Origin of the sequence: Pseudomonas urethralis (genome assembly GCF_021602465.1) — a bacterium.
Lineage (GTDB): Bacteria > Pseudomonadota > Gammaproteobacteria > Pseudomonadales > Pseudomonadaceae > Aquipseudomonas > Aquipseudomonas vlassakiae.
Map to the genome: position 1 here is coordinate 106,402 of NZ_BQIJ01000010.1, position 21,974 is coordinate 128,375.

General features: G+C 61.9%; 29 protein-coding genes. 16 read left to right on the plus strand and 13 right to left on the minus strand.

Annotation, left to right across the window (positions count from 1 at the left end):
* Positions 1 to 65: 65 nt before the first annotated feature.
* The 5 genes from L6D64_RS17390 to L6D64_RS17410 are packed head-to-tail and all read left to right on the plus strand — an operon-like array spanning position 66 to position 3,845.
* Positions 66 to 467: a FagA protein gene (locus tag L6D64_RS17390; RefSeq protein WP_176508705.1), complete on the plus strand. Its 402-nt coding sequence runs from the start codon at positions 66 to 68 to the stop codon at positions 465 to 467.
* Positions 460 to 1,836: a class II fumarate hydratase gene (locus L6D64_RS17395; RefSeq protein WP_176508704.1), complete on the plus strand. Its 1,377-nt coding sequence runs from the start codon at positions 460 to 462 to the stop codon at positions 1,834 to 1,836. The genes L6D64_RS17390 and L6D64_RS17395 overlap by 8 nt, the downstream gene beginning before the upstream one ends.
* 29 nt (positions 1,837 to 1,865) lie before the next feature.
* Entirely contained in the window at positions 1,866 to 2,327 is a 462-nt protein-coding gene (locus L6D64_RS17400; protein ID WP_176508703.1) for a hypothetical protein, read from the plus strand.
* Between the two features lies 1 nt (position 2,328).
* Positions 2,329 to 2,940: a superoxide dismutase gene (locus L6D64_RS17405; RefSeq protein ID WP_176508741.1), complete on the plus strand. Its 612-nt coding sequence runs from the start codon at positions 2,329 to 2,331 to the stop codon at positions 2,938 to 2,940.
* Positions 2,941 to 2,951: 11 nt separating this feature from the next.
* A complete protein-coding gene (locus L6D64_RS17410) occupies positions 2,952 to 3,845 on the plus strand; it encodes a ZIP family metal transporter (protein WP_176508740.1) in 894 nt (297 codons plus the stop codon).
* A gap of 18 nt (positions 3,846 to 3,863) precedes the next feature.
* Here the strand turns inward: L6D64_RS17410 and L6D64_RS17415 are convergent, their stop codons facing one another.
* The 12 genes from L6D64_RS17415 to L6D64_RS17470 all read right to left on the minus strand — a co-directional run bounded on the left by L6D64_RS17415 (position 3,864) and on the right by L6D64_RS17470 (position 11,655).
* Positions 3,864 to 4,184: a helix-turn-helix domain-containing protein gene (locus L6D64_RS17415; protein WP_176508702.1), complete on the minus strand. Its 321-nt coding sequence runs from the start codon at positions 4,182 to 4,184 to the stop codon at positions 3,864 to 3,866.
* A gap of 10 nt (positions 4,185 to 4,194) precedes the next feature.
* Positions 4,195 to 4,548 carry a type II toxin-antitoxin system RelE/ParE family toxin gene (locus L6D64_RS17420; RefSeq protein ID WP_176508701.1) on the minus strand — a complete coding sequence of 118 codons (354 nt, stop codon included), beginning with the start codon at positions 4,546 to 4,548 and terminating at the stop codon, positions 4,195 to 4,197.
* A gap of 91 nt (positions 4,549 to 4,639) precedes the next feature.
* A complete protein-coding gene (locus L6D64_RS17425; protein WP_176508700.1) occupies positions 4,640 to 4,912 on the minus strand; it encodes an HPr family phosphocarrier protein in 273 nt (90 codons plus the stop codon).
* Positions 4,913 to 4,932: 20 nt separating this feature from the next.
* The gene (rapZ, locus tag L6D64_RS17430; protein ID WP_176508699.1) at positions 4,933 to 5,787 is read right to left on the minus strand and encodes an RNase adapter RapZ; all 855 of its coding nucleotides are present in this window, start codon (positions 5,785 to 5,787) and stop codon (positions 4,933 to 4,935) included.
* Positions 5,788 to 5,789: 2 nt separating this feature from the next.
* On the minus strand, positions 5,790 to 6,254 hold the full coding sequence (ptsN, locus tag L6D64_RS17435; RefSeq protein ID WP_085673595.1) for a PTS IIA-like nitrogen regulatory protein PtsN: 465 nt from the start codon (positions 6,252 to 6,254) through the stop codon (positions 5,790 to 5,792).
* Positions 6,255 to 6,266: 12 nt separating this feature from the next.
* Positions 6,267 to 6,575, minus strand: coding sequence for a ribosome hibernation-promoting factor, HPF/YfiA family (gene hpf, locus L6D64_RS17440; RefSeq protein ID WP_003255135.1), 309 nt, complete (start codon positions 6,573 to 6,575; stop codon positions 6,267 to 6,269).
* Between the two features lie 78 nt (positions 6,576 to 6,653).
* On the minus strand, positions 6,654 to 8,147 hold the full coding sequence (locus L6D64_RS17445; protein WP_176508698.1) for an RNA polymerase factor sigma-54: 1,494 nt from the start codon (positions 8,145 to 8,147) through the stop codon (positions 6,654 to 6,656).
* A 176-nt stretch (positions 8,148 to 8,323) separates the two neighbouring features.
* Positions 8,324 to 9,049, minus strand: a complete 726-nt coding sequence (lptB, locus tag L6D64_RS17450) for an LPS export ABC transporter ATP-binding protein (RefSeq protein WP_060511298.1) — start codon at positions 9,047 to 9,049, stop codon at positions 8,324 to 8,326.
* Positions 9,050 to 9,574 carry a lipopolysaccharide transport periplasmic protein LptA gene (gene lptA / locus L6D64_RS17455; RefSeq protein ID WP_027595608.1) on the minus strand — a complete coding sequence of 175 codons (525 nt, stop codon included), beginning with the start codon at positions 9,572 to 9,574 and terminating at the stop codon, positions 9,050 to 9,052.
* A complete protein-coding gene (gene lptC / locus L6D64_RS17460; RefSeq protein WP_176508697.1) occupies positions 9,561 to 10,133 on the minus strand; it encodes an LPS export ABC transporter periplasmic protein LptC in 573 nt (190 codons plus the stop codon). Before lptC ends, lptA begins: the two co-directional genes overlap by 14 nt.
* Positions 10,134 to 10,141: 8 nt before the next feature.
* Positions 10,142 to 10,666, minus strand: coding sequence for a KdsC family phosphatase (locus L6D64_RS17465; protein ID WP_176508696.1), 525 nt, complete (start codon positions 10,664 to 10,666; stop codon positions 10,142 to 10,144).
* A gap of 14 nt (positions 10,667 to 10,680) precedes the next feature.
* Positions 10,681 to 11,655 carry a KpsF/GutQ family sugar-phosphate isomerase gene (locus L6D64_RS17470; protein ID WP_176508695.1) on the minus strand — a complete coding sequence of 325 codons (975 nt, stop codon included), beginning with the start codon at positions 11,653 to 11,655 and terminating at the stop codon, positions 10,681 to 10,683.
* Positions 11,656 to 11,902: 247 nt separating this feature from the next.
* Between L6D64_RS17470 and L6D64_RS17475 the strand changes: the two genes are divergently transcribed.
* From L6D64_RS17475 to hisC, 10 genes are all read left to right on the plus strand, one after another.
* Complete coding sequence (locus tag L6D64_RS17475; RefSeq protein WP_043213285.1) at positions 11,903 to 12,712, plus strand: ATP-binding cassette domain-containing protein; 810 nt, start codon at positions 11,903 to 11,905, stop codon at positions 12,710 to 12,712.
* Positions 12,712 to 13,509: a lipid asymmetry maintenance ABC transporter permease subunit MlaE gene (mlaE, locus tag L6D64_RS17480; RefSeq protein ID WP_054885955.1), complete on the plus strand. Its 798-nt coding sequence runs from the start codon at positions 12,712 to 12,714 to the stop codon at positions 13,507 to 13,509. Before L6D64_RS17475 ends, mlaE begins: the two co-directional genes overlap by 1 nt.
* Positions 13,509 to 13,994 (plus strand): outer membrane lipid asymmetry maintenance protein MlaD, encoded by a 486-nt coding sequence (gene mlaD, locus L6D64_RS17485; RefSeq protein ID WP_054885956.1) that lies wholly within the window; start codon positions 13,509 to 13,511, stop codon positions 13,992 to 13,994. Before mlaE ends, mlaD begins: the two co-directional genes overlap by 1 nt.
* Before the next feature lie 9 nt (positions 13,995 to 14,003).
* The gene (locus tag L6D64_RS17490) at positions 14,004 to 14,651 is read left to right on the plus strand and encodes an MlaC/ttg2D family ABC transporter substrate-binding protein (RefSeq protein ID WP_176508694.1); all 648 of its coding nucleotides are present in this window, start codon (positions 14,004 to 14,006) and stop codon (positions 14,649 to 14,651) included.
* On the plus strand, positions 14,648 to 14,950 hold the full coding sequence (locus L6D64_RS17495; protein ID WP_176508693.1) for an STAS domain-containing protein: 303 nt from the start codon (positions 14,648 to 14,650) through the stop codon (positions 14,948 to 14,950). Before L6D64_RS17490 ends, L6D64_RS17495 begins: the two co-directional genes overlap by 4 nt.
* A gap of 118 nt (positions 14,951 to 15,068) precedes the next feature.
* Positions 15,069 to 15,308, plus strand: a complete 240-nt coding sequence (locus L6D64_RS17500) for a BolA family protein (RefSeq protein ID WP_003255121.1) — start codon at positions 15,069 to 15,071, stop codon at positions 15,306 to 15,308.
* A 23-nt stretch (positions 15,309 to 15,331) separates the two neighbouring features.
* Positions 15,332 to 16,597, plus strand: a complete 1,266-nt coding sequence (murA, locus tag L6D64_RS17505) for a UDP-N-acetylglucosamine 1-carboxyvinyltransferase (RefSeq protein ID WP_176508692.1) — start codon at positions 15,332 to 15,334, stop codon at positions 16,595 to 16,597.
* 162 nt (positions 16,598 to 16,759) lie between these two features.
* Complete coding sequence (gene hisG / locus L6D64_RS17510; protein ID WP_054885960.1) at positions 16,760 to 17,395, plus strand: ATP phosphoribosyltransferase; 636 nt, start codon at positions 16,760 to 16,762, stop codon at positions 17,393 to 17,395.
* Positions 17,396 to 17,529: 134 nt separating this feature from the next.
* The gene (gene hisD, locus L6D64_RS17515) at positions 17,530 to 18,855 is read left to right on the plus strand and encodes a histidinol dehydrogenase (protein ID WP_054885961.1); all 1,326 of its coding nucleotides are present in this window, start codon (positions 17,530 to 17,532) and stop codon (positions 18,853 to 18,855) included.
* 2 nt (positions 18,856 to 18,857) lie between these two features.
* Positions 18,858 to 19,907, plus strand: coding sequence for a histidinol-phosphate transaminase (gene hisC, locus L6D64_RS17520; RefSeq protein WP_176508691.1), 1,050 nt, complete (start codon positions 18,858 to 18,860; stop codon positions 19,905 to 19,907).
* A gap of 55 nt (positions 19,908 to 19,962) precedes the next feature.
* Here the strand turns inward: hisC and L6D64_RS17525 are convergent, their stop codons facing one another.
* Positions 19,963 to 21,153, minus strand: a complete 1,191-nt coding sequence (locus L6D64_RS17525; RefSeq protein WP_371870319.1) for an alkaline phosphatase family protein — start codon at positions 21,151 to 21,153, stop codon at positions 19,963 to 19,965.
* 157 nt (positions 21,154 to 21,310) lie between these two features.
* On the opposite strand from L6D64_RS17525, the gene L6D64_RS17530 reads away from it, so the two are divergent.
* Entirely contained in the window at positions 21,311 to 21,961 is a 651-nt protein-coding gene (locus L6D64_RS17530) for a FadR/GntR family transcriptional regulator (RefSeq protein WP_176508689.1), read from the plus strand.
* Positions 21,962 to 21,974: the final 13 nt, after the last annotated feature.

Consider the following 21,974-nt stretch of genomic DNA (forward strand, 5'->3'; position numbering starts at 1 on the left):
GTTTGACGCTTGAAGTGATTCTGTTTATCAATTAATAATGAATATCATTATCTGGCCACCTGGCGATGATGTTCATGAAACCCGTCCTGCGCGAACTGCCTTACCTGGAAAACTGGCGCTGGCTCAGCCGGCGTATCCGCTGCGCCCTTGAACCCGATGAGCCGCGCCTGATCGAGCACTACCTGGCCGAAGGCCGTTACCTGGTGTGCTGCACCGAAACTTCGCCATGGACCGTGGCGCTGACCTCCTTCCGCCTGCTGCTGGATACCGCTTGCGACCGCATGTTGCCGTGGCATTGGCGCTGCCTGTGCCTGGACCAGGCCTGGCGACCGCTGCTCGACCTGCGCAACCTCGATCGCCACGAGCGGAACCTGCGCTGGCAGCCTTATGCCCTGCAACTGGCCAGCTGTCGGCTGCTGCCGTCGATTTCTCCCGATGAACTGATGCAAGGATTTGAACATGAGTGATACCCGTATCGAGCGTGACAGCATGGGCGAGCTGCAGGTGCCTGCCAAGGCCCTGTATGGCGCGCAGACCCAGCGCGCGGTAGATAACTTTCCGATCAGCGGCCAGCGCATGCCCGCCCAGTTCATCCGCGCCTTGTTGCTGGCCAAGGCCGCTGCGGCCCGGGCCAACATCGAGCTGGAGCAGCTGTCGCCAGGGCAGGGCCAGGCCATCGTCGAGGCGGTTGAGCAATTGCTGGCCGGAGATTTCATCCAGCACTTTCCGGTGGATGTGTTCCAGACCGGCTCGGGGACCAGCTCGAACATGAACGCCAACGAGGTGATCGCCACCTTGGCCAGCCGCGTGCTTGGTGAGCCGGTCAATGCCAATGACCACGTCAACTGTGGCCAGAGCAGCAACGACATCATCCCCACCACCATTCATGTCAGCGCCGCGCTGGCGCTGCATGAGCAACTGCTGCCGGCGTTGAGCCACCTCGTTCAGGTGATCGAGGCCAAGTCGCGCCAGGTGCATCAGTATGTGAAGACCGGCCGCACCCACCTGATGGACGCCATGCCAGTGCGCATGAGCCAGGTGCTCGATGGCTGGGCTGCGCAGGTCAATGGCGCCAAAGCACATCTCGAAGCGACCCTGCCGAGCCTGCAGGCATTGGCCCAGGGTGGCACCGCAGTGGGCACCGGGATCAACGCCCACCCACAGTTCGCCGCCGGCTTCGCGCGTCAACTGAGCGGGCTTACCAAGGTTGAGTTCACCCCTGGCCATAACCTGTTCGCGCTGATCGGTTCCCAGGACACCGCCGTGGCGCTGTCTGGCCAGCTCAAGACCACCGCCGTGGCGCTGATGAAGATTGCCAACGACCTGCGCTGGATGAACTCAGGCCCCTTGGCTGGCCTGGGCGAAATCGAGCTGCAGGGCCTGCAGCCGGGTTCGTCGATCATGCCGGGCAAGGTCAACCCGGTCATCCCGGAAGCCACTGCCATGGTCGCCGCCCAGGTCATTGGCAATGACGCGACCATCGCTGTGGCCGGGCAATCGGGAAACTTCGAGCTTAACGTGATGCTGCCGGTGATCGCCCGCAACTTGCTGGAGAGCATCGAACTGATGGCCAACGCCAGTCGCCTGTTGGCCGACAAGGCGATTGCCAGCTTCAAGGTCAACGAGGGCAAACTCAAGGAAGCCCTGGCGCGCAACCCGATCCTGGTCACCGCGCTGAACCCGATCATCGGCTACCTCAAAGCCGCCGAAATCGCCAAGAGCGCCTATCAGCAGGGTCGCCCGATCATCGAGGTGGCACTGGAGCACACCGACCTGTCACGCGACCAGCTCGAAGCACTGCTGGATCCGGAAAAACTCACCGCTGGCGGCATCTGACACGCTCTGGCGCCTAGGGGAAGCATCTCATGCAGCACTGGAAACGCACGACCGAGGCAGCCAACCGCCTGTTCGAAAAGGGCGAGCTGGTCGATGCCCGGGAACACTACCTGCAAGCACTGGCCCTTGCCCAGGTGCTGTTCGAGCGCTGGCATGACGTCGACGAAGCGGTGGCCGCGCTGGTCATCGCCCACCATAACCTGGCCGATTTGCATCTGCGTCTGAACCAGCCGCACGAGAGCGCCGACTACCTGTGTGCCGCCCATCAGCGCTTGCTCCAGGCCAGTCAGGATGCGCGTTTGCCGCAGGCGCTGCGTGATGCCGCACTGCGCCATAGCGGGCGCACCTACACCGAACTGCTGAGTTTTATCGCCGAGTACGGCCAGTATCCGCGTACCGAGCGCCTGCTCAACCGCCACGGCGCCGAGGCCAGCGAACTTGCTGCCCAGCCGGACGTGGCGCCCAGAACCCATGCCTACGGAATCCATTGATATGCCGCATACCTTGCCTGCACTGACTTACGCCTACGATGCACTGGAACCGCACATCGATGCGCAAACCATGGAAAACCACCACACCAAGCACCACCAGACCTACGTCAATGGCCTGAATGCGGCCATCGAGGGCACCGAGTGGGCCGAATGGCCGGTCGAGAAACTGGTCGGCGCAGTCAAGCAACTGCCCGAGAACCTGCGCGGTGTAGTCACCAACCACGGCGGCGGCCACGCCAACCACAGCCTGTTCTGGTTGGTCATGTCGCCCAAGGGAGGTGGTCAGCCACAAGGCCCGCTGGCCAAGGCCATTGACGCCGAGCTGGGTGGTTTCGAGGCATTCAAGGAGGCATTCACCAAGGCGGCGCTGACCCGCTTTGGCAGCGGCTGGGCGTGGCTCAGCGTCACCCCGCAGAACAAGCTGGTGGTGGAAAGCAGTGGTAACCAGGACAGCCCGCTGATGCATGGCAACACGCCGATCCTAGGCCTGGACGTGTGGGAACACGCCTATTACCTGAAGTATCAGAACCGCCGACCGGAATACATTGGCGCTTTCTATAACGTGATCGACTGGGCGGAAGTGGATCGCCGCTATCACGAAGCCCTGAAGTGAGTCGGCCCGGTATGCGCGCTGAGGTGATGTCCGTCAGCAGTGCGCGGCTGTTCCGGTTGGCACTGGGCACCTTGCTGTTGCTGGCCGGCACGGCATTGCTGCTGGCCCGAGGCATCGCCTGGCTGGACCTGGAACCGCGCATGTTGCGCGCGCTGGAAGGCGGCGCTCTGTGCGCACTGGGTACGGCGCTGGGCGCGGTACCGGTGCTGGTGATTCGCAATATGCCGGTAGCCCTGGCCGACACCTTGCTGGGCTTCGGGGCAGGGGTGATGCTGGCGGCCACGGCGTTCTCGCTGATCCTCCCCGGGCTGGATGCCGCCCAGGCCATCGGCTTCAGCCCATGGGGCGCCGGTGGCCTGATCAGCTTCGGCCTGATGCTCGGTGCCCTGTGTCTGTTTCTGGTAGACCTCAAGGTCTCTGGTGCTTCGCCGCAGGCCTTGGTCGGTACGCAGAACCAGCCAGTCATCGCCGCACGAATCTGGCTGTTCGTGATCGCCATCATCGCTCACAACATCCCCGAGGGCATGGCCATCGGTGTATCTGCCGGTGGCGGCATGGCCGACGCAGACAGCCTGGCGATGGGCATAGCCTTGCAGGATGTGCCTGAAGGGCTGGTGATAGCGTTGGTGCTGGCAGGGGCGGGGATGCCCCGGTTCAAGGCATTTCTGATTGGCGCCGCTTCCGGCCTGGTCGAGCCACTGGCGGCTGTGGTCTGTGCCTGGTTGGTGAACATGGCGGAGTTGCTATTGCCGGTGGGCCTGGCCTGTGCGGCCGGGGCGATGTTGCTGGTGGTGACCCAGGAGATCATTCCCGAGTCGCGCAGCAACGGGCATCACCGCCTTGCCAGCCTGGGGCTTTGCATCGGCTTTTGCCTGATGATGGTGATGGATACGGCAATGTCGTGAGTCTGGACAGGGCCGGCTTCAGGCGAAGATGACTTCAACCCGGCCTTCCCGACGGGAGCGGGGGGCTGCCTTCACCACGATTTGCACATCGCGGCCGAGGCGTGCCAGGCAATCGATCATTTTGGATTCACTGATGCCGCGGAACTTGCCACGCATCATGTCGGAGACCTTCGGCTGTGGCAGGCCAAGGACTGCGGATGCCTGCACCTGGGTCATGTGACGGGCCTTGATGATGCTGCATATCTTGCTGGCGAGATGAGCCTTCACCAACATCTCGCCAGCGTTTTCGCTGCCAAGGTCGGTATAGACGCTACCGCCGCTTTCTTCGATCTCAATCATCTCTTTCTCCTCACGAGTGAGCTTCAGCCAGTTTCAGGCGTGACTTGATCAAGTCAATTTCGTGGCTGGAGGTCTTGATGCCAGAGGTGGATTTCTTCTGGAAGCAATGCGGGACGTAGACTGCCGAAGCAAATGCCACGGTGTACACCGCACGATAGGTGCTGCGGTTGTAGTCCTCCACGACTTCCAGCACGCCCGCTCCGCTGAACCCTTTGAGGCACTTCACCTGCAGATGCTTGCCACCTTCCTGCGCCTGGTGCAGTGCAAAACCGAAAATGTCCTGTACATCCTCTGGTAGTGCTTGAAGATCCTTTTTGCTGCTGCCCACCCAGTAAAGCGTCTTGATTGGTTTGAATGCTTCCATAGCCTGGTCTCAATCTATACCTATATAGGTATAAAGACAACCGCGCAGGAATGCACCCTGACAATTGGCAGGGAATGTTGCAGAAAGGGGCTTACTCGCCTTCGTCGAAGTAGTTGTTGATCAGCGCCACCAGCGCGTCCAGGGCTTCGTTGTCCTGCTCGCCCTCGGTCATCAGGTGCACCTGCGTACCTTTTCCCGCAGCCAGCATCATCACCGCCATGATGCTCTTGCCGTCCACAAGCTTGTCGGGCGCGCGGCCGATGCGGACCTGGCAGGGATACTTGCCGGCCACGCCGACGAACTTGGCTGCCGCCCGGGCATGCAGGCCCAGCTTGTTGATGATGGTGATTTCGCGGGCGGGCATCGTGCGGTGGATCCTGTGGGCTAGAGGTCGCGGTGGCGGACCTGGACGTTTTTCAGGGATTGCTGCAACAGCTGGCCGAGGCGCTCGGTGATGTAGACCGAGCGATGATGGCCTCCGGTGCAGCCAATGGCGATGGTGACATAGGCGCGGTTGCTCGCGGCAAAGCGTGGCAGCCATTTGAGCAGGTAGCTGGAGATGTCGTTGAACATTTCTTCGACGTCCGGCTGTGCAGCAAGGTAGTCGATGACTGGCTGCTCCAGGCCGGAATGTTCGCGCAGCTCCGGTTTCCAGTAGGGGTTGGGCAGGCAGCGTACGTCGAACACCAGGTCGGCATCGACCGGCATCCCGCGCTTGAAGCCGAACGACTCGACCAGAAAGGCGGTGCCAGGCTCAGGCTGGTTGAGCAGGCGCAGCTTGATCGAATCGCGCAGTTGGTAAAGGTTGAGACTGGTGGTATCGATCTTCAGGTCGGCAAGGTCGGCAATCGGCCCCAGCAGTTCGCTTTCAACGCGGATGGCTTCGGCCAGCGAGCGGTCGGCGTTGGTCAGCGGATGGCGACGGCGGGTTTCCGAGAAGCGCTTGAGCAGCGTGTCTTCGTCGGCATCGAGAAACAGCACATCACACTGAATGTGGCGCCCACGGGCCTCCGCCAACAGCTCGGGGAAGCGCGAAAGGTGGCTGGGCAGGTTGCGTGCATCGATCGAAACCGCCACTTTGGGTTGCAACAGTTCGGTATTGATCAACGCGTTCTCGGCCAGCTGTGGCAGAAGCCCGGCCGGGAGGTTGTCGATCACGTAAAAGCCATTGTCTTCCAGGACATCGAGGGCGGTACTTTTGCCGGAGCCAGACCGGCCGCTGACGATGATCAGGCGCATGTTCAGTGCTCGTTCTGTGCGTCCAGGACAACCTGGTACAGGGCCTCGCTGCTACCGGCGGCACGCAGTCTATCGCGGACCTCCTTGCGATCGAGCATGCTGGCGATCTGGCGCAGCAGTTCAAGGTGGGCATCGGTGGCCGCCTCTGGCACCAGCAGGACGAACAGCAGATCCACCGGAGCGCCATCGATGGCGTCATAGTCGATCGGCGCATCCAGGTGCAGCAGGGCACTTACCGGGGAAGCGCAGCCTTCAAGCCGGCAGTGGGGGATGGCAATGCCATTGCCAAAGCCGGTCGAACCCAGTTTTTCGCGAGCGATGAGCTTTTCGAAGACGTCTTGCATCGCAAGCTCAGGTACTTGCTCGGCAATCAGGTTGGCGACCTTTTCCAGGGCGCGCTTCTTGCTGCCGCCCGGCACGTTCACCAGGGAACGGCCGGGGGTCAGGATGGTTTCAAGTCGGATCATGGATGAGAGGGATCAGCGGGCAGCTGCACCTTGCAGCAGGCTTTGCTGTTTTTCCTTGTGTTTTTTCAGTTGGCGGTCGAGCTTGTCGGCCAAGGCGTCGATCGCTGCATACATGTCTTCGTGTTCCGCGTTGGCAACCACTTCACCGCCGGGAATCTGCAGGGTCGCCTCGACCTTCTGCTGCAGCTTCTCGACCTTCATGATGACCTGCACGTTGGTGATCTTGTCGAAGTGACTTTCCACCCGAGCGAGCTTTTCAAGCACGTAATCGCGCAGTGGCTGGGTGACTTCTACATGCTGTCCACTGATATTGACTTGCATACAGCTTCTCCTTTGTTGCCCGTGCATAAAGAGGCAGGTATTGCACCTGCCCCACAAACGCTGTGGCACATCCGGGGGCTACATCAGTCGCTTGCGCTCGCTCGACGGTGCGATGCCGAGGGACTCGCGGTACTTGGCGACGGTGCGACGGGCTACCTGGATGCCTTGTGCCTCCAGTAAACCAGCGATCTTGCTGTCACTCAATGGCTTTTTCTGATTTTCCGCAGCAACCAGTTTCTTGATGATCGCGCGGATCGCCGTAGACGAGCATTCTCCGCCTTCGGCGGTGCTGACGTGGCTGGAGAAAAAGTATTTCAGTTCGTAGATGCCACGCGGGGTGTGCATGTATTTCTGTGTGGTCACCCGCGAAATGGTCGACTCATGCATACCCACCGCTTCGGCGATGTCATGCAGGACCAGCGGCTTCATTGCTTCGTCGCCGTGGTCGAGGAAGCCGCGCTGGTGTTCGACGATCTGCGTGGCGACCTTCATCAGCGTTTCGTTGCGGCTCTGCAGGCTCTTGATGAACCAGCGCGCCTCTTGCAACTGGTTGCGCATGAAGGTGTTGTCGGCGCTGGTATCGGCGCGGCGGACGAAGCCGGCGTACTGCGGGTTGACCCTCAGGCGCGGGATCGCTTCCTGGTTCAGCTCGACCAGCCAGCGGTCGCTGTCCTTGCGCACGATCACGTCGGGAACCACGTATTCCGGTTCGCTCGACTCGATCTGTGAACCGGGCCGCGGGTTGAGGCTCTGCACCAGCTCGATCACTTGGCGCAGTTCGTCTTCCTTGAGCTTCATGCGGCGCATCAGCTGGCTGTAGTCGCGGCCGCCGAGCAGGTCGATGAAGTCGGTGACCAGGCGCTGGGCCTCGCTCATCCAGGGCGTGCTGGCGGGCAGCTGGCGCAATTGCAGCAGCAGGCACTCGCCCAGGCTGCGGGCGCCGACGCCGGCTGGCTCGAACTGCTGGATGCGGTGCAGCACCGCCTCGACCTCGTCAAGCTCGATATCCAGCTCCGGGTCGAAGCCTGCGCAGATTTCTTCGAGGGTATCTTCGAGGTAGCCCTGGCCGTTGATGCTGTCGATCAGGGTGACGGCGATCAGGCGGTCGGTATCGGACATCGGTGCCAGGTTCAACTGCCACAACAGGTGGCTCTGCAGGCTTTCGCCGGCCGATGTGCGGGTGGTGAAGTCCCACTCGTCGTCATCGTTGCTGGGCAGGCTGCTGGCGCTGGTCTGGTAGATGTCTTCCCAGGCGGTATCGACCGGAAGCTCGTTGGGGATTCGCTCGTTCCACTCACCGTCTTCCAGGGTTTCGGCACTGGTGGTGCTTTCCTGGAAGCTGTTGTCCGGGACTTCGGCGGCCGGCTTGTTCTCGACGTTGTCCGCCATCGGATCGCTGTTGTCGAAGTCGTCGCCGTCTTCCTGACGTTCGAGCATCGGGTTGGACTCCAGCGCTTCCTGGATTTCCTGCTGGAGGTCCAGGGTGGAAAGCTGAAGGAGGCGGATGGCCTGTTGCAACTGCGGGGTCATCGTCAGTTGCTGGCCCATTTTTAGGACGAGCGATGGTTTCATGGCAGGGGCTTAATACCTTGTTCGCCGGCGCGCATGCGCCATCCACTACACGAGGGCGCCAAAGCGCCAAATTCAAGCAAGATTTATGCCTCAAATTGTAGCGTTTGCCTAGAGCACTGTAACAACTTAAGCCCCTGCAGGGCATTAATGCCAGTGCTCCAGGCAGGTCCCGAGGGTCAGAGCCGGAACTCGTGGCCCAGGTAGACTTCCTTGACCAGGTCGTTGGCCAGGATGGTCTCGGCGTCCCCTTCAGCGATCAGTCGGCCATCGTTGACGATGTAGGCGGTCTCGCAGATGTCCAGGGTTTCACGGACGTTGTGGTCGGTAATCAGCACACCGATCCCCTTGGCCTTGAGGTGGTGGATGATCTGCTTGATGTCGCCCACGGAAATCGGGTCGACGCCGGCAAACGGTTCGTCCAGCAGGATGAACTTCGGTGCGGTCGCCAGGGCGCGGGCAATTTCGACGCGGCGGCGTTCACCACCGGAAAGGCTCATGCCGAGGTTGTCGCGGATATGGCTGATGTGGAATTCCTGCAGCAGGCTTTCCAGCTCTTTGCGCCGGCCTTCGCGGTCGATGTCCTTGCGGGTCTCGAGAATGGCCATGATGTTGTCGGCTACCGATAGCTTGCGGAAGATCGAGGCTTCCTGCGGCAGGTAGCCGATACCGGCGCGGGCGCGGCCGTGCATGGGCTGGTGGCTGACATCGAGGTTGTCGATCAGTACGCGCCCCTGGTCGGCCTGGACCAGCCCAACGATCATGTAGAAGCAAGTGGTCTTGCCGGCGCCGTTGGGGCCGAGCAGGCCGACGATCTGCCCGCTGTCGATCGACAGGCTGACATCACGCACGACTTGCCGCCCCTTGTAGCTCTTGGCCAGGTGCTGGGCTTTGAGGGTTGCCATTTACTCGGCCTTCTTCTTCGGCTGGATCACCATGTCGATGCGCTGACGTGGTTGAGTCACGTTGCCGCCACGACCAGCGGTCGCAACCTGGGTCTTGGTGTTGTAGACGATCTTCTCGCCTTCGGTGGTGTTGCCTTCGTTCTCGACCTTGGCGCGGTCGGTGAGGATCACCGTGTCTTTCTGCGCCTGGTACTGGATGGTCACCGCCCAGCCTTTCATCTTGTCGGGCTTGGCCGTGCTCTGCTGTTGCTCGAAGTAGGCCAGGTTGCCCACCGAGGTCACCACGTCGATGTCGCCATTGGCGGCACGGGTCATGGTCACGGTGTTGCCTTTGATCATCATCGAGCCCTGGGTGATGATCACATCGCCGGTATAGGTGGCCACGCCCTGCTTGTCGTCCAGGTGCGCGTTGTCGGCCTGGATGCGGATAGGCTGGTCACGGTCGGTCGGCAGGGCGAAGGCGCTCGCGCTTCCCAGTGCTGCGCTCAGGCTGAGCAAAAGGGGGAGGGTTTTAACGAGCCTCATACTGTCCTCTTACGTTAGAGAGCAAGTCCATCTTGCCTTCTTTCAAATACGCTTTCATTCCTTTACCCGTAGTCGTGCCACCGGCGCCGTCGATTCTAACGGCTTGCTCGGTCTGCGCATATTGCTTCTGCGGGAATACGGTCATGCGCGAGCTGGTAACGATCAATTCACGCTGCTTTTCGTCGATGCGTTGCACGCGGACCTTCTCGATCAGCTCGACCTCGGTGCCATCCGGGTTGACCTCTGCGCGTTCGCTCTGCACATGCCAAGGGTATTCGGTGCCTCGGTACAGGTGCAGGTCGGGCGTGGTCAGCAGGGTGACTTCACTGGCCCTGAGGTGCTCGACCTTGTCGGCAGTCATTTCGTATTGCAGCTTGCCATCAGGCATGAACTGCACGCTATGCGCGTTGATCGCGTAATAGTCGATGGCGCTTTCGTCAACCTGGGCGACTGGCTTGTCGAGGAAGCTTTCAGGGCTGACATTCCAGTAGCCGATTGCCGCAAGCAGGGCGGCAATCACCGCGAGCAGCGCAATATTGCGGGCTTTCTTGCTGAACATGGGCAGCCTTAAAGGTAGTTGGCGTTGGCAGCGTCCAGGGTGCCCTGGGCGTGCATGATCAGTTCACAGAACTCGCGTGCAGCACCTTCGCCACCGCGTGCCCGGGTGACGCCGTGGGCGTGCTGGCGAACGAACGGTGCGGCGTTGGCTACGGCAATCCCTAGGCCTACCCGGCGGATTACCGGCAGGTCGGGCAGGTCGTCGCCCAGATAGGCGACCTGTTCATAGCTTAGGCCCAGTTCGGCGAGCAGGCCGTCGAGCACGACCAATTTGTCTTCACGGCCCTGGTAAAGATGAGGGATACCGAGGTTTTTCGCCCGGCGCTCGACGACCGGGGTCTTGCGTCCGCTGATGATCGCCGTGGTTACGCCCGAGGCCATGAGCATCTTGATGCCTTGGCCATCCAGGGTATTGAAGGTCTTGAATTCGCTGCCATCTTCAAGAAAGTACAGGCGGCCATCGGTCAGTACGCCGTCGACGTCGAAAACGGCCAGTTTGATCGCCTTGCCGCGTTGCATGAGATCTTCAGTCATCGGTTCGTTCTCCTTTACATCACGCCGGCGCGCAGCAGGTCGTGCATGTTCAGGGCGCCGGTCGGGCGCTCGTCCTTGTCCACGACTACCAGGGCGCTGATCTTGTGGTCCTCCATGATCTTCAGGGCCTCTGCCGCCAGCATCTCGGCGCGAGCCGTCTTGCCGTGCACGGTCATTACCTGATCGATCAGTGTGGTGTGCACATCAATGTTGCGGTCCAGGCTGCGGCGCAGGTCGCCATCGGTGAAGATCCCGGCCAGCTTGCCATCGCTGCCCACGATAACAGTCATGCCCAAACCTTTGCGGGACATTTCAAGGAGCGCGTCCTTGAGCAGTGTGCCGCACTGTACCTGGGGCAATTCGTCACCGGCATGCATGACATTCTCGACCTTGAGCAGCAGGCGGCGACCCAGGGCGCCGCCAGGGTGCGAAAAGGCGAAGTCCTCGGCGGTGAAACCACGCGCTTCGAGCAGGGCGATCGCCAGCGCATCACCCAGTACCAGTGCGGCAGTGGTAGAGGAGGTCGGGGCGAGATTCAGCGGGCAGGCTTCCTGAGTGACGCTGGCGTCGAGATTGACCTCGGCGGCCTGGGCCAGGGGCGAGTCCGGGTTGCCGGTCATGCTGATCAGCTGGATCCCAAGGCGCTTGATCAGCGGCAGCAGGGTCACGATCTCGGCAGTGCTGCCAGAGTTGGACAGGGCCAGGATGACGTCGTCGCGGGTGATCATGCCCATGTCGCCATGGCTGGCTTCGGCCGGATGCACGAAGAATGCTGGCGTGCCGGTGCTGGCCAGGGTGGCGGCGATCTTGTTGCCGATATGCCCCGATTTGCCCATGCCGACCACCACGACCCGGCCCTTGCTCGCCAGGATCAGCTCGCAGGCCTTGACGAAATTGGCGTCGATGCGGGCCACCAGGCCTTGAACGGCCTCGAGTTCCAGGCGCAGGGTGCGCTGGGCGGAGTGGATCAGCTCGCTGGATTGGCTCATGTCGAAAAGCAATGCCTGATTAAAAGGCGGCGATTATAGCCGCAATACAAAAAAGCCTCATCCTTTCGATTGCTTTCTCAAATGTCGTCAATGCCTGTCGATGGCCTGAACGACCTGTTCCATGCCCTTGGGGGCGTGAGGTCAGCAGTGCTATAGTTCGCCGCTATTCGGCCTGCCAGGGGCGCGTGTGCCTTCACGATGAGGGCCAGCGTCCATAAGTGCGAGGCTGCATCAGCAAGGAGTCTAGATGAGTGTGGATAGCGCCTACGCGGTCGAGTTGAAGGGAGTCACCTTCAAGCGCGGTTCGCGCAGCATTTTCAGCAATGTCGACATCCGTATCCCGCGTGGCAAGGTCACCGGGATCATGGGGCCGTCGGGTTGCGGCAAGACCACGCTGCTGCGCCTGATGGGCGCGCAGCTACGGCCGTCGAGCGGAGAAGTGTGGGTGGCCGGGCAGAACCTGCCGAGCCTCTCGCGCAGCGACCTGTTCGACGCCCGCAAGCAGATGGGCGTACTGTTCCAGAGCGGTGCGTTGTTCACCGATCTCGATGTGTTCGAGAACGTGGCCTTTCCTTTGCGCGTGCATACCCAGCTTTCGGACGAAATGATCCGTGACATCGTGTTGATGAAGCTGCAGGCGGTTGGCCTGCGCGGTGCCATCGACCTGATGCCGGACGAATTGTCCGGCGGCATGAAGCGTCGGGTGGCGCTGGCCCGGGCGATTGCCCTGGACCCGCAGATCCTCATGTACGACGAACCATTCGTCGGCCAGGACCCGATCGCCATGGGTGTGCTCGTGCGGTTGATCCGTCTGCTCAATGATGCCCTGGGCATCACCAGCATCGTGGTCTCCCATGACCTCGCCGAAACCGCGAGTATCGCCGATTACATCTATGTGGTCGGTGATGGCCAGGTGCTGGGCCAGGGGACGCCTGACGAGCTGATGGGCTCGGACAACCCGCGCATTCGCCAGTTCATGAAAGGCGACCCGGACGGCCCGGTGCCATTCCACTTTCCCGCGCCTGACTACCGCGCCGATTTGCTGGGGGCGCGGTGATGCGCAGAAAATCCTTACTCGAACGTATTCGCCTGCTCGGGCGCTCGGCGATCGACGTGCTGGCCGTGCTCGGGCGCTCGTGCCTGTTCCTGTTCCATGCACTGATCGGCCGTGGCGGCATTGGTGGCGGTTTCCAGTTGCTGACCAAGCAGCTCTACTCGGTGGGTGTGCTGTCGCTGGCGATCATTGTCGTTTCCGGCGTGTTCATCGGCATGGTGCTTGCCCTGCAGGGCTACAGCATCCTGACCAAGTACGGTTCCGAGCAGGCGGTCGGGCAAATGGTCGCCCTGACCCTTCTGCGTGAGCTCGGCCCGGTGGTCACTGCGCTGCTGTTCGCTGGCCGCGCCGGTTCCGCGCTGACCGCCGAAATCGGCAACATGAAGTCCACCGAGCAGTTGTCGAGCCTGGAAATGATCGGCGTCGACCCGCTCAAGTACATCGTTGCGCCACGCCTGTGGGCCGGTTTCATCTCGCTGCCGCTGCTGGCGCTGATCTTCAGCGTGGTCGGCATCTGGGGCGGTTCGTGGGTCGCGGTCGACTGGCTGGGCGTCTACGAAGGCTCGTTCTGGGGCAACATGCAGAACAGTGTTTCCTTTACCGACGACGTGCTCAACGGGCTGATCAAGAGCCTGGTGTTTGCCTTCGTCACGACCTGGATTGCCGTATTCCAGGGGTACGACTGCGAACCCACCTCAGAGGGGATCAGCCGCGCCACCACCAAGACCGTGGTCTATGCCTCATTGGCAGTACTGGGTCTGGACTTTATTTTGACCGCCTTGATGTTTGGAGATTTCTGATGCAAAACCGCACCCTGGAAATCGGTGTCGGCCTGTTCCTCCTGGCCGGGATCCTGGCGCTGCTGCTGCTGGCCCTGCGTGTCAGCGGGCTGTCGGCCAGCCCGAGCAGCGATACCTATAAAGTTTATGCGTACTTCGACAATATCGCGGGTTTGACGGTCAGAGCTAAAGTGACCATGGCCGGTGTCACCATCGGCAAGGTCACCGCCATCGATCTGGACCGTGATTCCTACACCGGTCGTGTGACGCTGCAGCTGGACAAGGCGGTCAACAACTTGCCGACCGACTCCACTGCTTCGATCCTGACCGCCGGCTTGCTTGGCGAGAAGTACATCGGTATCAGCGTGGGCGGTGAAGAAGACGTGCTCAAGGATGGCTCGACCATCCATGACACACAGTCGGCGCTGGTGCTGGAAGATCTGATTGGCAAGTTCCTGCTCAACTCCGTTGGCAAGGAACCAAAAGAAGCGCAACCGGCTAATTAAGGAGTTTCCATGATTTCGATCCTGCGACGTGGCCTGCTGGTGCTGCTGGCGGCCTTTCCCCTGATGGCCCTGGCCGCGCAGTCGCCGCACGACGTGGTTCAGAGCACCACCACTGAGCTGCTCAGCGACCTCAAAGCCAACAAAGAGCAGTACAAGACCAACCCGAATGCCTTCTACGATGCGCTCAACCGCATTCTTGGTCCGGTAGTGGATGCCGAAGGCATCTCGAAAAGCATCATGACCGTCAAGTACTCGCGCAAGGCCACTCCTGCGCAGATTCAGCGCTTCCAGGAGAACTTCAAGCGCAGCCTGTTCCAGTTCTATGGCAATGCGCTGCTGGAATACAACAACCAGGGCATCAGCGTCGACCCGGCCAAGGCTGACGACGGCAAGCGCGCCAGCGTGGGCATGAAGGTGACCGGCAACAACGGTGCCGTCTATCCGGTGCAGTACACCCTGGAGAACCTGGGCGGCGAGTGGAAGGTACGCAACGTCATCGTCAATGGCATCAACATCGGCAAGCTGTTCCGCGACCAGTTCGCCGATGCCATGCAGCGTAATGGCAACGATCTGGACAAGACCATCGACGGCTGGGCCGGCGAAGTGGCCAAGGCCAAGGAAGCTGCCGACAACTCGCCAGAGAAGACCGTCAAATGAGCGAGGCCGCTGTAACCATGGCCGAGCCGGGCGTGCTATGCCTGGCCGGCGAACTGGATTACCGCAGCGGGCCAGCCTTGCGCAAGCAGGGTAAGGCGCTGATCGGCGCCTGCCGTGAATCGCGTCTGCTGCTGGACTGCTCGGCCGTGGCGCGCTCCACCAGCGTTGGCCTGTCGCTGCTGCTGGCGTTCATTCGTGACGCCCAGGCTGCCGGCAAGGCCGTCGAGGTGCGCGGCATGCCTGACGACATGCGGGAAATCGCCGGGGTCTATGACCTCGATGAGGTGCTGGCAAGCTGATGGCTTGGCAGTGATGAGAGGCCCCTCGGTCGCGCGCCCTTTCGTTGGGCTTCGCAGGCGAGGGGCTTTTTTGTATGATGGCCGACCCGTGCGCATCGGGCGCCGATTGAGGTTGAGCATGCAGGCCGTAGAAGTTAAGAGCTTCCTTGAAGAGAAATTGCCGGGATCCCGGGTCGAAGTTGAAGGCGAAGGCTGCAACTTCCAGTTGAACGTGATCAGCGACGAGTTGGCTGGCCTGAGCCCGGTCAAACGTCAGCAGGCGATCTATGCTCACCTGAATCCGTGGATCGCCAATGGCAGCATCCATGCGGTAACCATGAAATTTTTCAGCAGCGCAGCCTGGGCTGAGCGCACCTGAGCCAACGTGGCGGCGAGACACCAATGGACAAACTGATTATTACTGGCGGCGCTCGTCTCGACGGCGAGATCCGCATTTCCGGCGCGAAGAACGCGGCCCTGCCGATCCTGGCGGCGACCCTGCTTGCCGATGGCCCGGTCACCGTGGGCAACCTGCCGCACCTGCACGACATCACCACCATGATCGAGCTGTTCGGGCGCATGGGCATCGAGCCTGTGATCGACGAAAAGCTGGCGGTGGAAATCGACCCGCGTACCATCAAGACCCTGGTAGCCCCTTACGAGCTGGTCAAGACCATGCGCGCCTCGATCCTGGTGCTCGGCCCCATGGTGGCGCGTTTCGGTGAAGCCGAAGTGGCCCTGCCAGGTGGCTGTGCCATCGGTTCGCGCCCGGTCGACCTGCACATCCGCGGGCTCGAGGCCATGGGCGCGAAGATCGAAGTCGAAGGCGGCTACATCAAGGCCAAGGCGCCTGAAGGCGGCCTGCGCGGCGCGCACTTTTTCTTCGACACCGTCAGCGTGACCGGTACCGAGAACATCATGATGGCTGCAGCCCTGGCCAAAGGCCGCAGCGTGCTGCAAAACGCCGCGCGTGAGCCTGAAGTGGTCGACCTGGCCAACTTCATCAACGCCATGGGCGGCAAGGTCCAGGGTGCCGGTACCGACACCATCACCATCGATGGCGTCGAGCGCCTGGCGTCGGCACACTACCGCGTCATGCCTGACCGTATCGAGACTGGCACCTACCTGGTCGCCGCTGCCGTGACCGGCGGTCGCGTCAAGGTCAAGGACACCGACCCGACCATCCTCGAAGCCGTGCTGGAGAAGCTGAAGGAAGCGGGCGCCGACATCACCACCGGTGAAGACTGGATCGAGCTGGACATGCACGGCAAGCGGCCGAAGGCCGTCAACCTGCGTACCGCGCCGTACCCGGCTTTCCCGACCGACATGCAGGCGCAGTTCATCTCGCTGAACGCCATCGCCGAAGGCACCGGCGCGGTCATCGAGACGATCTTCGAAAACCGCTTCATGCACGTGTACGAAATGCACCGCATGGGTGCGCAGATCCAGGTTGAAGGCAATACCGCGATCGTCACCGGCGTGCCGGCACTCAAGGGTGCTCCGGTCATGGCCACCGACCTGCGTGCATCCGCCAGCCTGGTACTGTCGGCGCTGGTCGCCGAAGGCGATACCCTGATCGACCGCATCTACCACATCGACCGTGGTTACGAGTGCATCGAAGAAAAACTGCAGATGCTCGGCGCAAAAATCCGCCGCGTACCGGGCTGATAGTCTGCATGTGGGAGCGGGCTTGTCCCGCGAAGAAGCCACCGCGTTGCATGGCACCGGCTTTGCCGGTGTTCGCGGGGCAAGCCCGCTCCCACACCGAATTGAATGCGGTCGGGCTGTCGCAGCCCGGCCGGCAGTAGCCGCTTAAGGACCGACGTTCCAATGTTGACCATCGCGCTTTCCAAAGGCCGTATTCTCGACGATACCCTGCCGTTGCTGGCCGAGGCCGGTATCGTGCCGACCGAGAACCCGGACAAGAGCCGCAAGCTGATCATCCCTACCACGCAGGACGACGTGCGCCTGCTGATCGTGCGTGCCACCGACGTGCCGACCTATGTCGAGCACGGTGCCGCCGACCTCGGTGTGGCTGGCAAGGACGTGCTGATGGAGTACGGCGGCCAGGGCCTGTATGAGCCGCTGGACCTGCAGATCGCCAAGTGCAAGCTGATGACCGCCGGTGCGGTCGGTGCACCCGAGCCGAAGGGCCGCCTGCGCGTCGCCACCAAGTTCGTCAATGTCGCCAAGCGTTATTACGCCGAGCAGGGCCGCCAGGTCGACATCATCAAGCTGTACGGCTCGATGGAGCTGGCACCGCTGATCAATCTTGCCGACAAGATCATCGACGTGGTCGACACTGGCAACACCTTGCGCGCCAACGGCCTGGAGCCTCAGGAACTGATCGCCACGATCAGCTCGCGCCTGGTGGTCAACAAAGCTTCCATGAAGATGCAGCACGCCCGCATCCAGAGCCTGATCGACACGCTGCGCGGAGCGGTCGAATCGCGACACCGCGGCTAATTCTCTACCTACTGCGCGCGGCTTCGGCTGTCGCGCCCGTCTATCCGCGTCATAGCCATTTTTCTCGGGTGCCCGCGCGGATGGACTGGTAGCCTAGGGCGCCTGAGCATTCGCTAATAATCGAGGCCCTCGCCATGACCGTGTCCACTGCAATTGCCCGTCTCAACGCCGCTGATCCGGATTTCGCCCGACATCTGGATCATCTGCTGAGCTGGGAAAGTGTGTCCGATGACGCGGTCAACCAGCGCGTGCTCGACATCATCAAGGCGGTGCGTGAGCGCGGTGACGCCGCGCTGGTTGAATTCACCCAGCGCTTCGACGGTGTTGACGCCAAAAGCATCGATGACCTGATCCTTGGCCGCGAGCGCCTGGAACTGGCCCTGACCCGCATCACCGACAGCCAGCGTGAAGCCCTGGAGAAGGCCGCCAATCGCGTACGCATGTACCACGAACGGCAGAAGCAGGACTCCTGGCAGTACACCGAAGCCGACGGCACCGTGCTCGGCCAGAAGGTCACCCCGCTGGACCGTGCCGGCCTGTACGTGCCCGGTGGCAAGGCGTCGTACCCCTCGTCGGTGCTGATGAACGCGATTCCCGCCAAGGTCGCCGGCGTCACCGAAGTGGTGATGGTGGTACCGACCCCGCGTGGTGAGGTCAATGAGCTGGTGCTGGCCGCTGCCTGCATCGCCGGCGTCGACCGCGTGTTCACCGTCGGTGGAGCGCAGGCCGTTGCCGCGCTGGCCTATGGCACCGAAAGCGTGCCGCAGGTAGACAAGATCGTCGGCCCTGGCAACATCTATGTGGCTACTGCCAAGCGCCACGTGTTCGGCCAGGTCGGTATCGACATGATCGCCGGCCCGTCGGAAATCCTCGTGGTGTGCGACGGCCAGACCGACCCGGACTGGATCGCCATGGACCTGTTCTCTCAGGCTGAGCACGACGAAGACGCCCAGGCCATCCTGGTCAGCCCGGATGCCGCTTTCCTCGACCGCGTGGCCGCCAGCATCGACAAGCTGCTGCCGACCATGGAACGCGCCGAGATCATCGAGAAGTCGGTCAACGGCCGTGGGGCGCTGATCCAGGTGCGCGACATGCAGCAGGCCATCGAAGTGGCCAACCGCATCGCGCCCGAGCACCTGGAGCTGTCGGTTGCCGACCCGCAGGCCTGGCTGCCTCAGATTCGCCACGCGGGCGCGATCTTCATGGGTCGCCACACCAGCGAAGCACTGGGCGATTATTGCGCCGGCCCCAACCACGTGTTGCCGACTTCCGGCACCGCACGGTTCTCGTCGCCGCTCGGGGTGTATGACTTCCAGAAGCGTTCGTCGATCATCTTCTGTTCCGAACAGGGCGCATCCGAGCTTGGCCACACCGCCTCGGTCCTGGCCCGTGGCGAGTCGCTGACCGCCCACGCCCGCAGCGCTGAATACCGTATCCTGACCCAAGACAAGGGGAACTGAACATGAGTCGATTCTGGAGTCCCTTCGTCAAGGCGCTGGTGCCTTACGTGCCGGGCGAACAGCCAAAGCTGGCCCGTCTGGTCAAGCTGAACACCAACGAGAACCCTTATGGCCCGTCGCCCAGGGCGCTGGAGGCCATGCGCGGCGAGCTGAACGATAACCTGCGTCTGTATCCGGACCCGAACAGCGACCGGCTCAAGCAGGCCGTGGCCGAGTATTACGGCGTCACCCCGGCCCAGGTCTTCGTCGGCAACGGCTCGGACGAGGTGCTGGCCCACATCTTCCACGGTCTGTTCCAGCACGATCGCGGCCCACTGCTGTTCCCGGATGTCAGCTACAGCTTCTATCCGGTCTATTGCGGCCTGTACGGCATTGCCTTCGAGCAGGTGGCGCTGGATGAGCAGTTCCAGATCCGCATCACCGATTACGCCAAGCCCAATGCCGGGATCATCTTCCCCAACCCTAACGCACCCACCGGCTGCCTGCTGCCGCTGCAAGCGATCGAACAGCTGCTGCAAGCCAACCGTGACTCGGTGGTGGTGGTGGATGAGGCTTACATCGACTTTGGCGGCGAGACTGCCATCAGCCTGGTCGATCGCTACGACAACCTGCTGGTTACCCAGACCTTGTCCAAGTCGCGTTCGCTGGCTGGACTCCGAGTGGGCCTGGCCGTCGGCCATCCGGACCTGATCGAGGCGCTGGAGCGGATCAAGAACAGCTTCAACTCCTATCCGCTCGACCGCATGGCCATCGTGGGGGCAGCGGCGGCGTTCGAAGATCAGGCCTACTTCGAGGAAACCTGCCGCAAGGTGATCGCCAGCCGTGAAGCATTGGTCGAGCAGTTGGTTGCAAAGGGCTTCGAGGTGCTGCCATCGGCGGCCAACTTCATCTTTGCCCGCCACCCGCAGCAGGATGCCGCGCAGTTGGCGGCGCGCCTGCGTGAACAAGGGGTGATCGTGCGTCACTTCAAGCAGGAGCGGATTGCCCAGTTCCTGCGTATCACCATCGGCACGCCAGAGATGAACCAGGCGTTGGTCGACGCGCTGGTCTGATGGCAGCGAGCTGCAGGGGCGTGAGAACCCGCGCCTGCAGCGCGTGCCTGGCACCTCAGTAGCTGATTTCCTCGATGGCCGATGGCGGGTTGCGTGGACGGGTGCGCACCGCTACCGGTGTGTCATCCAGTACAAGCACATAGTCGTTGGCTTGGCGCATGCCCTCCGGGTCAGTCCACTGCTGCCGGTCGGCCTGTACAGTTGCCACCACCTGGCCATTTTTATGGATGGTCACGGTGCCTTGTGAGGGGCTGTTCCACAGCAACTTGTCCTCGTCCTCGATGGCTCGTGCCTTGCGTACGCCGGTAGCGCCCAGCAGTGGCGGGCCATCGAGCTTCCACTGCGGCAGCAGGTCGAGGCCCATGTGCCTGAGCACGCTCGGGGCCACGGAGGTCTGCGCCGCGTAGCCATACAGGTTGTTCGGGCCTGGGTTGTCGTATGGAATGCTCGGCTGGTGCAGCTCTTCGTTCAAAGGCTTGTTGCTGGCAATGAAGACCGTCTTTTCCTGCTCGGTTATCCCGCCATGGCCTGAACCCCAATAATCGCGCCCGTGGTCAGTGCAGACGATCACCAGCCAGTCCTCCTGCGGGTTCTTGTAGGCACGTTGCTCGACCTTGTCCAACAGGCGCCCCAGCTTGTCGTCGGCTTCGCGCAGGGCGAACTGGTAGGCCGGGCCGAAGCCACTGGCGTGGCCGGCTTCATCGGGCTCGTCGAGCTGGATGAAGGTGAAGTCGGCCGGTGTGTTATCGAGAAGGTCCAGAGTGCGGACAGTGACCTGCTCATCGCTCAGGCCGCTTTCGCGCACATTGGCGCCTTGTGCGTCCTCCAGCAGGTAGGCCGTATTGATCGGCGACCAGTTGACGATGCTGGCGAGGTAGGCGTTAGGCAGGGCATCGCGCAGACGTCTGAACAGGCTGGGGAACTCAGGGTCGACCCGCAAGGATTCGTTATTGGAAACCACCCCATGCTTGTTGGCCCATACGCCGGTGAGCAAGGTCATCCAGCCAGGCCCGCTGATCGTAGCCTGTTCACTGGCGCGGCCGTTTATGCCTCCTGCATGGGCTTTGCCGTAGAACAGGCGCTTCTGCAGGTGGGTGTCGCTGCCCAGTTGTTCATAGTGCTGCAGTTGAACACCGTCCATGCCGATGATCAGCGTCTTGGGTTGGAGTGGCGGTTGTCTGGCGTCGCACCCCTTGAAGAGCAGTGCGACTAGCAGGCCGGCTGCAATCAGGGGAATCAGCCGCAGTACTTTTTGCAGGGACATTGATGGGGCCTTGAGAGAGTCGTGGCAAGCGTTGCAACAAGGCGCTCTGCTGACAACTGGTAGAAATGCCAGTTGATTTGATGTCTGGAAGGCGTTCCATTAAGCTCTGCAAATTCATCGGATGATTGGTTGAGTTGAAATGAGCAGCGAATTGACCAAGCGCTCCCTGGTCGAACTGGCAGTCGAACGCATGCGTGAGCGCATCCTGCAAGGCGACTGGCACGTCGGGCAGCGTCTGCCGACCGAACCGGAACTGGCACTGGAGCTGGGTATCAGCCGCAATACCGTGCGTGAAGCCATGCGCGTGCTGGCATTCAGTGGCCTGGTGGAAATCCGCCAAGGGGACGGCAGCTACCTGCGCACCTGCCAGGACCCGCTACAGGCCGTGCAGGCCATGTCGCGCTGCACGCTGGAGCAGGCCCGCGAAACCCGGCACATCCTCGAGTCCGAGGCTATCGGCCTGGCGGCGTTGCGCCGTACCGACGAGGACCTGCAAGGCCTGCGCGCTGCACTGGCAGGCAGTGCCGGGCATTTTCACGGGGATGTCGATGCCTATGTCAGCTGCGACCTGGTGTTTCACCAACGTCTGATCGACGCCGCGCACAACCCGGCACTGAGCGAACTGTATCGCTACTTTTCCGGTGTGGTGGCCGCAGCGCTGCAACACAACATGGCGACCGTGCCACGCAGCCAGGCGACCTTCGACCTGCACGGGCAGATCCTCGACGCCATCGAACAACGCGATCCGGAGCGGGCCAAGGCCCTGAGCCGGACGCTTATTGAATCTTGAAGACGAGAAGGCC